Here is a 13,197-nt window from a genome sequence, read left to right as displayed (position 1 = left end):
CGCGATGACGGGGGAGGTCGACGGCGGCGAGCCGATCGACGGCCGGACGACCGACAGCCGGACGACCGACGGCGTCAGGGCCCGACCGACGGCCTCCGCCGCCGGAGACTCGCCGGTTCGCGGCGTCATGCTCGCGCTCGGGTGTCGCCCCGGGTGGGTCGCCGTGGGCACGATCGCCGCCGCGGCGGCGCTCGCGGCCGTACTCGGGGTCGCCCCCGCGGTACCGGCGTGGGTTCGGTACGCCCCGCTGGCGGTCAGCGTCCTCGTCCTCGGGCTTCCCCACGGCGCGGTCGACCACCTCGCGCCCGCACGGACGGTCGGCCGACCACCCACCCCGCGGTGGCTGCTCGCGGTCGGGGGGACGTACCTGGCGTTGGGCGTCGCGTACGCCGCCCTCTGGGCGCTCGCTCCCGTCGCTTCGGCGGCGCTGTTCATCGCGCTGACGTGGCTCCACTGGGGGCAGGGCGACCTCTACGCCCTGGACGCGGTCGGGAGCCGACACCTCGACGGCGCGGGCGTTCGCCTCGGGACGGTGCTCGTCCGGGGCGGACTCCCGATGCTCGTCCCGCTGCTCCGATTTCCCGAGCGCTACCGACAGGTGGTCGACGCGTGGGTGGGGCTGTTCGGCGGGGAGGCGGGCGTGGCGTGGCTCCTCTCCACGCAGGTCAGGAGCGGTCTTGCCGCCGCCTTCGCGACCGTGACCGTCGTCACCCTGCTCGCGGGGTGGCGGCGGGCGTCCGCGGGCGACGACTCCGACGCCGGCGGCCGCGCCGGCTGGCGACGCGACGCCGCCGAGACGCTGCTGCTGTGGGCGTACTTCCTGCTCGTGCCGCCGCTTTTCGCCGTCGGCGTCTACTTCTGCGCGTGGCACTCGCTTCGCCACGTCGCCCGGCTGGTCGAGGTCGACCCCCGGGCGCGCCGCCGCGCCGCCGACGGCGAGTACCTGGGCGCGCTGGCGCGGGTCGGTCGCGACGCGCTTCCCCTCACCCTCGTCTCGCTCGCGATGCTCGCCGGGGTGGCGGTCGTCGTCGGCGTCGCCACGGCCCCGGCGACGCTGGCGGCGCTGTACCTCGTCTTCATCGCGGTGTTGACGCTGCCGCACGTGGCGGTCGTCGCGTGGATGGACCGCGCGCAGGGCGCGGGCCTCGCCGGGCCGCCGACGTAGCTCTCCCGGAGGTCCACGACGCGATGCCTCCACGCGATACCTCCATGGGACACTTCCGCGGGACACCTCTATGGGACACTTCCACGGGACACCTCCACGCGATACCCCGCGCAATACTCCACGCGACACCCCCGACACGACGGCCGCGGCGACGCGACGGGGCCGGATTCAAGCGCGTCGAGCACCGACTATCGGGCGATCAGTCGTGACCCCACGCGTCGAGGCGCTGTTCACCGCCCCCGAGGACTCGGCTCCGATGGTCGAGCACGACCGCGTCCGCCTCGTCGAGGGCGGCGTCGAGGGGGACCGCTACCTGACCGGGCGGGGGTACTACTCGCCGTTCGACGTGTGCGAGGTGACGCTCGTCGCCGCCGAGGCGCTGGAGACGATCCGCGCGGAGACCGGGATCGACCTCGCGGACGGCCGCCACCGGCGCAACGTCGTCGTCCGCGGCGTCGACCTCGACGACCTGCTGGGCGCGACGTTCCGCCTCGGCGACGTCCCTCGCGACGACACTTCCACCGGCGACGGTACGCCTGCCAACGACGGTACCCCCGCCAGCGATGGAGCCCCCGGCGGCGACAGCACCCGCGGCAGCGACGACGGTACCGGCGCGCTCTTGCGTGGCACCCGTCCGCGACCACCCTGTGCGCACGTCGAGGCGGTCGCCGGCGAGGACGGCGTCGCGGCGGCCCTCCGGAACCGACGCGGCGGGATCTGTGCGGAGGTGGTCGAACCCGGGGCGGTCGCCGTCGGCGACGGCCTCACCGTCGTGGAGGGCGATTCCCGTTCGGAGGGGCGGAAGATCGTCGACCGTCTCCGTGATGCACTCGGGGGCTGACACGGGCTCGGAGGCGGTCGCCGGGGCGTCGCCGACACCGTGCGACCGGATCGCACGACCGAGCCACCGCTTTCCCCGTGGTCGACGTACCGGATCCTATGTCACCAGATCCCACGCGCAGGACCCTGCTCCGAGCGGCCGGGATCGGCGGCGCGGCGGCGCTGTCGGGGTGCACCGGCGGCGTCCTCGAGAGCGGCGGGGGATCGTCCGCGGTCGGCGGGGAGGGACCGCCGACGCGCGACGCGCCGCTGTACCAGCCGTGGGACCGTTCGGCGGTCCGCGAGGCGACCGTCGACGGCGGACCCGACGAGGACGGCATCCCCTCGGTCGACGACCCGCAGTTCGCGCCGGCGGCGGAGGTCTCGCTGGCCGGCGACGACGTCGTGTTCGGCTACGCCGGCGAGGATGACGTGAAGGCGTACCCCCAGCACGTGCTCGTCTGGCACGAGATAACGAACGACGTGCTCGACGGGACGCCCGTCGCCGTCACCTACTGTCCGCTCACGGGCACCGCGATGGGGTTCGAGCGGGGGACCACCACCTTCGGCGTCTCGGGTCGGCTCGTGAACAACAACCTCGTCATGTACGACCGGGCGACCGACTCCCGGTGGCCGCAGGTGCTCGCGACCGCCGTGGACGGGTCGATGGAGGGCGATCAGCTCCGCGAGTTCCGCCTCGTGTGGACCACCTGGGACCGGTGGCGGGCGGCCCACCCGGACACCCTCGTCATGACCGAGGACACCGGGTACGCGAAGCGATACGGCTCGGACCCCTACGGCAACTACAACCCGACAAGCGGCTACTACGGCGGCGGGGGACCGCTGTTCGACCCGCTCGGCGACGCGTGGGAGGAGACGGGAGCCGACGCGAAACGCGTCGTGTTCGGCGTCCGGACCGCCGACCGCGCGCTGGCGTTCGACGACCCGGCGCTGCGCGAGCGCGGCCACCTCGCGAGCGCCGACGGCGCGGTCGTCGCCGTCCACGACCCGGACCTGGACACGGCGTGGGCCTACCGAACCGACGGCGCGGACGTGGCGGCCGGCGACGGCGACGGCCGCGTTCGAGTCGACGGCGAGGCGCACCCGGCGGCCGACCTCCCGCTGGAGCGAGTGTACGGATTCGACGCGATGTGGCACGCGGTGGGCGGCTTCTACCCCGAGGTCGAGTATGTCGAGTGAGACCGACGACGGCGGCGAGTCGGTCCCGTCGCCGCTGGCGGTGGCGGTCGAGGCGACCGGCCGGACGCGGCGGGCGCTTTCGGCCGCCCTCGGCGACCGCGTCGCCGTCGCGGTCGGCGTCGCGTCGGCGGTGCTGTACGTACTCGCCTACCTCGTCGCCGCCGGCGACCTCGGAGGCTCCCGGTCGGCGGTCGCGGGCGGCGACACGCCCGCGGTCGACGTGACGCTCGCGGCCGCACCGCTCTCCCGGACGTTGTCGGGCGAGGCCGTCGCGCTCGTGACCGTCGGTCCGGTCGAGACGTTGCTCGCGCCGGCGACCCTCTCCGTTGCGGGCGCTCTCGGGGGTCTCGTGGGAGCGAACCTCGCGCTGTCGGCGCTGGCGTGGCGTCGCCCGAGAGTCTGTTCGGTCTCGCCGGCGTCGGGGGTCGCAGCGGGGGTCCCGGCGCTGCTCTCCGGCACCGCCTGCTGCGGCCCGCTGGTGTTCATCGTGCTCGGACTGCAGGCGTCGAGCGCCGCGCTGACGGCCGTGGCGTGGCTTCGTCCCGTCGCTGCGGCTCTGCTCGTCATCTCGCTCCTGTGGGCTGCCTGGCGGCTGGACGTTCAGTCGCCGTCGTCGTCCGGGAAGATGCTCTCGGGAATGTAGGCGGTCACCGTCCAGTTGGGCGCGTCGACGACCTCGCTGACCTTCAGGTCCATCGCCGCCGAGCACAGCAGGTACGCCTCCCCGCGGGTCAGTCCGCGGTGCTCGGAGAGGTGGGTGATCATGTGCCGGGTGGCCTTCTTGGTCGCCTCCATGAGGTCGGAGTCGATGCCCGTCGTCGCGTACATCGGCTCGTCGACGCCTGTGGCCGTGAACGGCCCGGAGGTGGCGAGTTCGGGCTGTTCGATGTCCATGTCCTTTCGGACGTTGAACCGGGCGGTGACGAACATCGGGGCCTCGATGCCGGTGACACACACCTCGCCGTCGCCCTGTGCGGCGTGGCAGTCGCCCGTCGAGAACATCGCGCCGTCCACTTCCACCGGGAGGTAGACCGTCGAGCCGGCCGTCATGTGTTTCACGTCCATGTTGCCGCCCGCGTCGCGAGGCGGGAGCGTGTCGTGTGCGCCGTCCTCGGCGGGGGCGTTGCCGATCGTTCCCGGGAACGGGTCCAGCGGGACCTCGATGCCGTTCACGAACGTGCCCACGTCGCCTTCGAGGTCCCAGATGTGGATGCCGGGCTCGTCGAAGTCCTCGGGGAGCAGGCCCAGTTCCATCTCGCCCGGGAAGTAGAGGTTGTAGCCCCAGCCCTTGTGCTGGAGGTCGAGCAGTTCCACCTCGAGCACGTCGCCGGGTTCGGCGTCCTCGACGTACACCGGTCCCGTCAGGGGGTGGACCGGATCGAAACTCACGTCCATCACGTCCTCGGCGGTCGTCTCCACGTCGACCTGGCGGTCGACGGCGTCGCGGCACTCGAACCGGACCACGTCGCCGTCCTCGACGGTCAGCGCCGGCTCCAGCGAGTTGTCCCACGCCGAGTGGATGTTGCGGTCGGCGTCCGAGAGCCGGTGGTCGACGGTGTAGTCGTCGTCGTCGCGGCCGTGCTGTGGCATGATACCACCGTACAATCGCACACCCCAAAAACACGAGCCCTCCGGTCGACAGCACCGGTACCCGGTCGGAACGGACCCGTCCGCCGCGTCGAGGCGGCCGCTCCCGACGAGTCGGCCGTTCTCGACGCTGATACTCCGACCGGCGCGGTTTTACCCGTCGATCGGCTCGCACCGCGCATGGACACCGGACGGATCACCGCGGCGGCGATCGTCACCGCGACCGGCGTCGGACTGGTCGCCGTCGCCGCACGACAGCTGTGGCTCGGCGTCTCGGGCGTCGCCGGTTCCCTCGTCGCCGGCGCGACGCTCGTGCTCGGCGTCGCCTTCGCCGCGGGCGGCCCCGCGATGTACCGGACGGACGTGGACTCGGACCACCTCCTCCGCGTCGCCGGCTGGAACACGCTGGGCGTCGTCGTCACGATCGCCGTACTCGGGCTCGTGGCGGCGTTCCAGGCCGCAAGCGGTGGTCGCGTCACAGCGCCGCTGTTGACCGCGGGCGTCGTCGTTGGCGTGAGCGCGTTCGCGCACGTCCTGATCGGGTTCAACGACGTGCGCCGGATCCGCGCTCGGACGGTCGCCAGACAGCGACGGAAGGCCGCGGTCGTGAATCGGTTCGTCAGGCACGACCTGAAACACTACGCGCAGTTGCTGCTCGGCTACGGCCGACAGGTCACAGAGACCGCGGCGGCCCGCGAGGACGCCGACGATGCCGCCGTCGCCGACGGCGGTACCTCGACGGACCTGGCTGCGGTCGGTGACGCGGTCATGGAGGTCGGCTCGGAACTGGCCGAGACGAACGAGCGCATCGGGGTCATCGACGACCTGCTCGACGACGGCGACGAGCGTCGCACCGTGGACGTGACGGACCTCCTCGAGGACGGTCGCCAGCGGTGGGAGAGCGACTACCCGGACGCTAGCCTCACGGTCGAGGTCGACGACGACCTCCGGGTCGCCGCCGGGGATCACCTCGACACGGCGCTGGCGGAGTTGATCGAGAACGCGCTCGAACACGCGGGCGAGTCCCCCCGCGTGACCGTTCGCGGGGAGCGCCGGGGGGACGTCGTCCGAATCGCGGTCCGCGACGACGGCGACGGTCTCCCCGAACTGGAGCGGGAACTGATCAACGAGGACCGTACTGAGACGCAACTCGACCACAGCGACGGGCTCGGTTTGTGGCTCACCAAGTGGATCGTCGAGCACTACGGCGGCCGACTCGCCGTCGAGTCGGAGGCGACGGGCGGCGGGCAGGTGACGATGTCGCTGCCGGCCGCCGAGGCGACGGACTGAGTCGAATCCCCCGGCGCTTTGGGCCGTGAGTTCGATCCGCCTACGCCGGATCGAACTACGAAAATCGGAGATTTTCGAGTTTGACTTCGGCTTACGCCTCGTCAAACAGGGTCTCGCCGTCGACCATGTGCGCCTCGACGGCGTCCATGTCGAGCGTGACGCCCAGACCGGGCTCCTCGGGGATGGTGATGTAGCCGTCCTCGATCACGTCCTCCTCGACGAGGTCCTCCCACCACCCGAGTTCGTAGGAGTGGTACTCGACGGCCAGCGAGTTCGGGATCGCCGCGCCGACGTGGGCGCTCGCGACCGTCGCGACCGGCGAGGAGACGTTGTGCATCGCGACCGGGACGTAGTACTGGTTCGCCACGTCAGCGATCTTGCGGGTCTCGCGCATCCCGCCGACCTTCGGGAGATCGGGCGCGATGATGTCGACCGCCTGGTTCTCGATGAGGCGGCGCTCCTCGGTGACCCTGTACCTGTTCTCGCCGACGGTGATCGGCGTGACCGTCGACTTCGTGACTTCCTCCTGCACGTCGAGGTTCTCGGGCGGGACGGGGTCCTCCAGCCACCACACGTCGTACTCCTCGATGGCGTCCGCGAGGCGCTTCGCGGAACCGCCCGAGAACGTCCAATGGCAGTCGAACGCCACGTCGGCTCTGTCCTTCACGCGCTCGGTGACTCGCTCGACGATCTCGGCCTTGTGGCGGATCTCGCCCGGCCGGAGGTGGCGGTTCGCGCGGTCCTTCTGGTGGCCCGACGGCACGTCGAGGTCGAACTTGAGGGCGTCGTAGCCCAGCTCGTCGACGACGCGTTCGGCCTCGTCGGCGCACGCCTCGGGGTCGGCCTCCGACTCGGTGTGGCAGTCGCAGTAGACGCGCATCTCGTCGCGGTACTTCCCGCCCAGCAGCTGGTAGGCCGGGACCTCCAGGATCTTGCCCGCCAGGTCGTGCAGCGCGATCTCGATGCCCGAGATTGCGGTGACGGTGACGCCCTCGACGGACCCCTCGCCGGACATCTTCTGGATGAGGTGCTCGTACAGCCGGTCGATGTCGAGGGGGTTCTCGCCGACGATCATCGGCTTCATGCGCTCGATGAGTTCGGGAACGCCCGCGCCCCAGTACGCCTCGCCGGTGCCGACGACGCCCGCGTCGGTGTACACGCGCACGAGCGTCCACGGGAAGTTGCCGTCGACCATCGTGCATTGCACGTCCGTGATCTCCACGTCGCGGCCGCCGCCGCGCTTCGCCGCCACGCCCATCGTCTCCCCGGAGAGCTCCCGCATCGTGTACTCCGCGTTGGGATCGTGCAGCGAGTCGTAGTTCCTGCTCATACTGAGTCGTTTACTCGAATCGGTGTAAAGGTTGTGAGAACCCTCAAGTCGACGGGATCGTCGACGATGAGGGAGACAGATCGCTCTCGATGTACAGTCGGCTGAGACGGACACCGAGGGAGGGGTTCAACGTTGCCGTGTAAGCCCCGGGCTACCGTGTGGTCGGCGGAGCGTCGCCGGTGCCGAGGCGTGTCCGTCGCGCGCGGACGACGTGAACGAGGCTGGTCACGGCGAACAGCGCGACGATCCCGAGCCCGTAGGCGGCGTCGGGACCGATCGAGAAGGGATAGTAGTTCAGCCAAGCGACGGTCATGAGCGCGGCCGAAAAGCCCGCCAGTCCGAGGTAGAACTCGCTCCACGGGATGTCGTCTCCGGGGACCACGTCCATGTAGACGCTGAGGTTCTCGCCGGTCTCGGTGAGCTCGATCTCCTCGCGTGTAGACTCGTAGGTGAGCACCCCCGCGTCGTCCAGTCTGGGGAGGTGTGTCTGGTGGAGCGAGACGTACGCGCGTCGCCGCTGTGTCGAGTCGACTTCCGCCGGGTCGACACCGTTCTCCCAGGCGGCGACGTGCTCGGCGAGCTCGCCGATCTCGGCGCTCTCGACGTCCATCAGGTGATGGAGCGCGTACCGACGCCGGTCGTTGCCGAGTAACTCGAACGCCTCGGTTTGTGTGAGTCTCGCGGATTCGTCGTCCCCCGGCCCTGTCGGTCCGGCCGAATTCGATGACCCCCTCACACCTGTTGACATCGCATAGTAGTTTCATTGTCCATTCATTAAACTTGTCTCTCGGTTGCCATCCGTCTGACTTTGTTTTAGAATATATTTCTATTGAAATATATGGACCCGGCAATGCATCCGCATCCTGTCAAAGAAGTGCCGGCGAAACACCGACCACGATCCGGCTGTAAGCACTGCAATACAGTCTGTATGGTCGGCGATACAGCGTTCTCCCGGAGCGTTCGATCGTGTATGCCCATCGATACAGACGTGTAATCGAATCATGAATAGTACCCCCGAGACCCTGCCCTATCATGTGCGCGGCGAGGTGCCGCGCGGTGTGCAACCAATGTCCGACGACAACAGCGGCTCGACGATCGAACTGAATCGCCGCCGGGTGCTCGGTGCGCTCGGCACGGTCGGTGTGGCCTCCGCGGGTGCGGGCGCGGGAACGTTCGCCCTGTTCAGCGACACCGAGACGAGCGGTGGGAACAGCGTGCAGGCGGGGACGCTGAATCTGACCACTACCAGCACTCAGAGCTTCAACGCCTCAGCTACCGACCTCGCACCCGGTGGTTCTACGAACCCTATTCAAATCGACCTCAGCAACGCCGGTACGGTTTCCGGTGATCACGTCGAGGTGTCCGTCGATTACAGTCAGAACGACGGATCCGAGCCCAGCGACGGAAGCCTCTCGGCGAACGTCACGGCCGAGGAGTTCGCAGAGCGGCTGTTCGTCTCGACGCTTGACTACGCTGGAGACGGAATCGGGCTGGGCCCGAGCGCGTTCCAAACGTTCACCTCCGAACCGGAGGGAGCAGCAGTTATCGACATCGGAGGTGACGGAGTCTCGGACGTGCAACTCTCCCGTGTCCCGGATCCGGCGGGCGGATCCCGGGAGGACGTCGTGCTCGCGACCTCCAACGGGAGTTCGACGGACGACTACGCTATCTCGATGAGGAGTGTGCCCAGCACGAACATCAACGGTATCTCCGCCGGAGATATCACGTTCGACTACTACGGCGGTGCAGGGAACTCCAATGCACCGGACGAGGTGTACGTGGTGGTGAACGACTCCGGGGGAACGAATCGCCTCGTGTACACCACCGGAAATACTGATTCCCCGGCATCGCAACAGTGGGAGACCCGTGACGTGGGTGCGGAGATCGCAGGCGCAATGGGTATCCCGGGAGAGAACTTCAACTGGTTTGAGGTCGCTCCGAGTGATACCACGTATTCGGATCCCAGTAGTGGTGGACTCTCATCCGACCTGGACGGAACGATCGAGGCAGTTGGGTTCGGACGTGGTACGACTGGTGGCGGTGATACCATCGAGACGTACTACGACAACCTCGTCGTGAACGGAACGAGCTACGAGTTCCGGCCCGTCTCCCTGGACGACATTGCCAGCCGTGGCAAGTTCGACTCTCTCGCATCGCTCAGCGGAACGAGCAGGTTCGAAGCGCAGTTCGAACTCGACCGGCTCGCGGGCAACGACTTCCAGGGCGACGGTGTCGACATCCAGTTCACGTTCGGGCTCGCACAGAACAGCGGACAGAGTGTGCTGTAGACGGGAACACCACCGATGCGCGACGACCCCGGTCGCTCGTTCGAGCTCTCCCGCCGCGGGGTGCTCGGCGGCCTCGTGACGATGGGCGCGGCGTCGGCAGCCGCGGGTGCGGGGACGGTGGCGCTGTTCAGCGACGAGGAGACCAGCACGAACAACACGGTGCAGGCGGGCACGCTCGACCTGACGGTGAACGGGAGCGGCTCGAACGCGGTCATCGACGTGTCGAACGTCGTGCCCGAGGAGACCGGCCGCGACTCGACGACGCTCACCAACGCCGGGTCGCTTCCGGGGTATCTGACGTTCGGAATCACGGGCTTTCGAACGCCGGAGAACGGCGTCAACGACCCCGAGAGCGACGCGCCCCAGGAGACGGATCCGCTCGGTCCCGACGCCGGCGGGTCGCACACGGGTGAACTCGCACAGAACCTGGAGATCCGCGCGAAGCTCGTCGTCGACGGCTCCGACCGCTACGTGATCGGCCACGAGCCGGTCGACGGCGACGACGGCTACGTCTTGGCGGCGGCGATTCGGCTCGGTCCGTACGACCTTGGAGGACTGGAACTGTCCTCCGGGCAGTCGATCGAGTTCGTGACTGACTACCGGGTGTTCAACGCCGGCAACGAGATCCAAAGCGACAGCGTGGAGATCGAAGCCGGGTTCGCCCTCACCCAGGAGCCCGGGCAGATCACGCTCCCGGAGACCACCGAGGTCGACGCCAGCGCCGTCGGTCGCGACGCGGACACCAACGACGCCGGCGTTCGCTTCGACTACACCAACTCGCTGGGGCAGGAGGCGACCGTCACGGCCGTCCACATCCAGCCCGAGGACACCGACCTGACGCTCGTTAGCGACCGAGTCGGCGGGACGAGCTACGACGAGTTCACGTACGACTCGGACGTGCACGTCGAGACACCTTCGGCCGGCACCGACGGCTGGGTCGACGGCGGCAGCGGTGAGTTCGCGGTGCCGGGGTGGGTCGACCTCGGCGACGACGGTCGGACCGACAGCGCCGACCGGGAGGCCGTCCTCCCGGCGGGTGAGACGGCCACGGTCAACCTCTACGCGTTCCGCAATCGCAGCGGGAACAAGGAGGACATGACCGACGAACCGGTCCGCGTCACGCTCGACGTGACGCTGGCGGACGGAACGGAGACGTTCATCCCGCTGGTGATGACGCCCGACTGAGCGCTCCCACGACGACGGTCCATACTGGTGTCTCGCGGCGGTTCGATTCCGTCGATGGGCCATCGCGGACGCGACCGACCACATGACACGCGAGGACACGCCGACGCTCGGCCGACGCCGACTGCTGTCGAGCATCGCGGCCGTCGGGGCCGCCAGCGCCGCCGCCGGCGTCGGGACGTGGGCGCTGTTTTCCGATTCCGAACCGACTCGCGGACGGGTCACGGCGGGCACGCTCGATCTGGTCGTCGACGGCGGGTCGGGCGCGACCCTCGACGTCGGCCCGGTCGACCCCGGTGATTCCGGGGTTGCCGCGATTCCGATCGCGAATCGGGGCAACGTCCCCGGACAACTCAGACTGACTCTTCGCGACGTTGTCCTCTCGCAGGGGGACGAGAACGACGATGAAAGAGAGGGAAACAAGTCGAAAGAGGACGTAGACAGCGATGAAGACGACGGGAATGAGATCGACGAGGAGAATGATGGCGATGACGGCGACTCGTCTCGAGGCGATGGGGTCCACCGAATCGAGTTCGACGGATGTGGTCGAGTCGAAATCACCTTCGACCGAGACTTCTCGTTCCCAGTCGACGTGGTCGCGACGGTTCGCCGCGGCGGCGACGACGAAGCGGTCCAACGGAAGGTGCGAGCGGACGACGTGAACCGCGGGAGCGGAACGGGCAAGTCGAAAGGGAAGGGAGACGGAAACGACGAGGGGTCGGACGGAACACGCCCGACGTTTGCCTTCACGCCGAGGGGTGGCCGGGTCGTCTCCGTGACCGTCGGCGGCCGTACGTGGGAGAATCCCTCGCCGTGTGCCGGAGGCGGCTCGAACGGGGAGGACGGCGACGGACTCGCGGAGGCGTTGACCCTCCGAATCGGCGTCGACGACAGCGAACCCGTGGACGCGTCGTCGCCGGCGATCGGTCCCGCCGAGGCTGGATCGATCGACGCTCCCCGAACCGTCGACCTCGATCGCACGCTCGCGCCGGCCGGAGCGGGCGACGGCGACGACACGGCGGTGTTGTACGTCGCGTGGTCGGTCGAGGATGACCCCGACGACGAGGTCGCCGGCGAGTCCGCCCGTCTCACGCTGGTCCCGGAGGTGTACACGTGACACACGCACGACTCGACACGGAACTGACGACGCCGGAGGGAAGAGACGAATGAACCGCGACGCCGCGCGGACGATCGGAGCGATACTGCTGATCGTCGCCGTCGCGCCCTTCGCCGTCTTCGCGGTCCCCCAGGCGGCGGGCGCGAGCCACTCGTACGTCGTGCTCTCGGACAGCATGTCGCCGGAAATCCGCGCGGGCGACGTCGTGATCGTCGACGACGCCGATCCCGCCACGATCGGCGAGGGCGACGTGATCACCTACGAACGCCCCGGGGGGAGCCAACTCATCACCCACCGCGTCGTCGAGGTCGTCGACGACGGCGAGCGGCGGTTCCGAACCAAAGGCGACGCGAACGAGGAACCCGACCCCGCCCCGGTGCCGCCCGACAACGTCGTCGGCGTCGTCGCGTTTCACATCCCGCTGATCGGGCACGTGATCTCGTTCGGGAGCTCGGACCTCGGTATCGTCGCGTTCGTCATCGTCCCGTCGGTCCTGCTCGCGGTCGGCGAGGTGTACGACCTCTACCGCGATGCGACCGCCGACACGTCGGGAGACGGAGGTGACGACTGAATGGCCGGAGCGCTTCGGGCCGTCGCGATCGCGGCGCTTCTGATCGCGGCCGCCATGGTCGTCGTCCCATCCGGCGGTACCGACGCAGCCCTCTCTGACTCCGAGCCCGTGACCGTCGATGTCGAGGCTGCTGGCACCGACGGCATCGACTCGCCCGGGAGGACCGCCACCGGCTCCGCGACGCCGACAGCCACCGTGACGCCGCCGCCGAACGAGTCGGAGACGACATCGAACGGGTCGACGCCGAAGGAAGCAGAGACACCCACGGAGACAGCGACACCGAACGAGACAGAGACTCCGACAGAGACGGCGACACCGAACGAGACAGAGACTCCGACAGAGACGGCGACACCGAACGAGACAGAGACTCCGACAGAGACGGCGACACCGAACGAGACAGAGACTCCGACAGAGACGGCGACACCGAACGAGACAGGAACTCCGACAGAGACGGCAACACCGAACGACACGGAGACGGCGACGCCACCCGTCTCGGGCAACGAAACGGACGACGGCGACGGGGCGAGCGCGCTCGCCGGCGGGCCGGCGGAAGACCCGGCTGATTCGCCGCCGGCCGTCGCGTCGGAACCGCCGGTCCCTCCGTGGGATCCAGATCCACTCGGCCGCCTCGGACTCGGAGGTGACTGA

13 protein-coding genes are annotated in these 13,197 nt (G+C 69.1%); 10 read left to right on the top strand and 3 right to left on the bottom strand.

The window, feature by feature from the left end; all coding sequences use genetic code 11:
- Window positions 1–4 precede the first annotated feature (4 nt).
- The 4 genes from Hbl1158_RS11745 to Hbl1158_RS11730 all read left to right on the top strand — a co-directional run bounded on the left by Hbl1158_RS11745 (window position 5) and on the right by Hbl1158_RS11730 (window position 3,827).
- Entirely contained in the window at window positions 5–1,165 is a 1,161-nt protein-coding gene (locus Hbl1158_RS11745; RefSeq protein WP_234297438.1) for a Brp/Blh family beta-carotene 15,15'-dioxygenase, read from the top strand.
- Between the two features lie 256 nt (window positions 1,166–1,421).
- Window positions 1,422–2,006: an MOSC domain-containing protein gene (locus Hbl1158_RS11740; protein ID WP_234299525.1), complete on the top strand. Its 585-nt coding sequence runs from the start codon at window positions 1,422–1,424 to the stop codon at window positions 2,004–2,006.
- Between the two features lie 98 nt (window positions 2,007–2,104).
- Window positions 2,105–3,184 (top strand): DUF3179 domain-containing protein, encoded by a 1,080-nt coding sequence (locus Hbl1158_RS11735; RefSeq protein ID WP_234297437.1) that lies wholly within the window; start codon window positions 2,105–2,107, stop codon window positions 3,182–3,184.
- Window positions 3,174–3,827, top strand: coding sequence for a hypothetical protein (locus Hbl1158_RS11730; protein ID WP_234297436.1), 654 nt, complete (start codon window positions 3,174–3,176; stop codon window positions 3,825–3,827). Before Hbl1158_RS11735 ends, Hbl1158_RS11730 begins: the two co-directional genes overlap by 11 nt.
- Here the strand turns inward: Hbl1158_RS11730 and Hbl1158_RS11725 are convergent.
- On the bottom strand, window positions 3,785–4,774 hold the full coding sequence (locus Hbl1158_RS11725; RefSeq protein WP_234297435.1) for an acetamidase/formamidase family protein: 990 nt from the start codon (window positions 4,772–4,774) through the stop codon (window positions 3,785–3,787). The genes Hbl1158_RS11730 and Hbl1158_RS11725 overlap by 43 nt on opposite strands.
- 177 nt (window positions 4,775–4,951) lie before the next feature.
- Here Hbl1158_RS11725 and Hbl1158_RS11720 point away from each other — a divergent pair, with 177 nt between their 5' ends.
- Complete coding sequence (locus Hbl1158_RS11720; protein WP_234297434.1) at window positions 4,952–6,061, top strand: ATP-binding protein; 1,110 nt, start codon at window positions 4,952–4,954, stop codon at window positions 6,059–6,061.
- Between the two features lie 91 nt (window positions 6,062–6,152).
- On the opposite strand, the gene Hbl1158_RS11715 is transcribed toward Hbl1158_RS11720, so the two are convergent.
- Window positions 6,153–7,391 (bottom strand): mandelate racemase/muconate lactonizing enzyme family protein, encoded by a 1,239-nt coding sequence (locus Hbl1158_RS11715; RefSeq protein ID WP_234297433.1) that lies wholly within the window; start codon window positions 7,389–7,391, stop codon window positions 6,153–6,155.
- 151 nt (window positions 7,392–7,542) lie between these two features.
- Window positions 7,543–8,001, bottom strand: a complete 459-nt coding sequence (locus Hbl1158_RS11710; protein WP_234297432.1) for a hypothetical protein — start codon at window positions 7,999–8,001, stop codon at window positions 7,543–7,545.
- A 457-nt stretch (window positions 8,002–8,458) separates the two neighbouring features.
- Here Hbl1158_RS11710 and Hbl1158_RS11705 point away from each other — a divergent pair, with 457 nt between their 5' ends.
- From Hbl1158_RS11705 to Hbl1158_RS11685, 5 genes are all read left to right on the top strand, one after another.
- Window positions 8,459–9,679, top strand: a complete 1,221-nt coding sequence (locus Hbl1158_RS11705; protein ID WP_234297431.1) for a TasA family protein — start codon at window positions 8,459–8,461, stop codon at window positions 9,677–9,679.
- Between the two features lie 15 nt (window positions 9,680–9,694).
- Window positions 9,695–10,864, top strand: a complete 1,170-nt coding sequence (locus tag Hbl1158_RS11700; RefSeq protein WP_234297430.1) for a TasA family protein — start codon at window positions 9,695–9,697, stop codon at window positions 10,862–10,864.
- A gap of 82 nt (window positions 10,865–10,946) precedes the next feature.
- The gene (locus Hbl1158_RS11695) at window positions 10,947–11,978 is read left to right on the top strand and encodes a TasA family protein (RefSeq protein ID WP_234297429.1); all 1,032 of its coding nucleotides are present in this window, start codon (window positions 10,947–10,949) and stop codon (window positions 11,976–11,978) included.
- 49 nt (window positions 11,979–12,027) lie between these two features.
- Complete coding sequence (locus Hbl1158_RS11690) at window positions 12,028–12,549, top strand: signal peptidase I (RefSeq protein ID WP_234297428.1); 522 nt, start codon at window positions 12,028–12,030, stop codon at window positions 12,547–12,549.
- The gene (locus Hbl1158_RS11685; protein ID WP_234297427.1) at window positions 12,550–13,197 is read left to right on the top strand and encodes a hypothetical protein; all 648 of its coding nucleotides are present in this window, start codon (window positions 12,550–12,552) and stop codon (window positions 13,195–13,197) included.

Source organism: Halobaculum sp. CBA1158, from assembly GCF_021431925.1.
Classification (GTDB): Archaea; Halobacteriota; Halobacteria; order Halobacteriales; family Haloferacaceae; genus Halobaculum.
Note: the sequence above shows the minus strand (reverse complement) of the source record. Positions and strands in the feature narration are given on the sequence as shown.

Coding starts and splice junctions, on each gene's coding strand:
- Hbl1158_RS11745 (WP_234297438.1), top strand. CDS start 5: ATGACGGGGGAGGTCGACGGCGGCGAGCCGATCGACGGCCGGACGACC.
- Hbl1158_RS11740 (WP_234299525.1), top strand. CDS start 1,422: ATGGTCGAGCACGACCGCGTCCGCCTCGTCGAGGGCGGCGTCGAGGGG.
- Hbl1158_RS11735 (WP_234297437.1), top strand. CDS start 2,105: ATGTCACCAGATCCCACGCGCAGGACCCTGCTCCGAGCGGCCGGGATC.
- Hbl1158_RS11730 (WP_234297436.1), top strand. CDS start 3,174: ATGTCGAGTGAGACCGACGACGGCGGCGAGTCGGTCCCGTCGCCGCTG.
- Hbl1158_RS11725 (WP_234297435.1), bottom strand. CDS start 4,774: ATGCCACAGCACGGCCGCGACGACGACGACTACACCGTCGACCACCGG.
- Hbl1158_RS11720 (WP_234297434.1), top strand. CDS start 4,952: ATGGACACCGGACGGATCACCGCGGCGGCGATCGTCACCGCGACCGGC.
- Hbl1158_RS11715 (WP_234297433.1), bottom strand. CDS start 7,391: ATGAGCAGGAACTACGACTCGCTGCACGATCCCAACGCGGAGTACACG.
- Hbl1158_RS11710 (WP_234297432.1), bottom strand. CDS start 8,001: ATGGACGTCGAGAGCGCCGAGATCGGCGAGCTCGCCGAGCACGTCGCC.
- Hbl1158_RS11705 (WP_234297431.1), top strand. CDS start 8,459: ATGTCCGACGACAACAGCGGCTCGACGATCGAACTGAATCGCCGCCGG.
- Hbl1158_RS11700 (WP_234297430.1), top strand. CDS start 9,695: ATGCGCGACGACCCCGGTCGCTCGTTCGAGCTCTCCCGCCGCGGGGTG.
- Hbl1158_RS11695 (WP_234297429.1), top strand. CDS start 10,947: ATGACACGCGAGGACACGCCGACGCTCGGCCGACGCCGACTGCTGTCG.
- Hbl1158_RS11690 (WP_234297428.1), top strand. CDS start 12,028: ATGAACCGCGACGCCGCGCGGACGATCGGAGCGATACTGCTGATCGTC.
- Hbl1158_RS11685 (WP_234297427.1), top strand. CDS start 12,550: ATGGCCGGAGCGCTTCGGGCCGTCGCGATCGCGGCGCTTCTGATCGCG.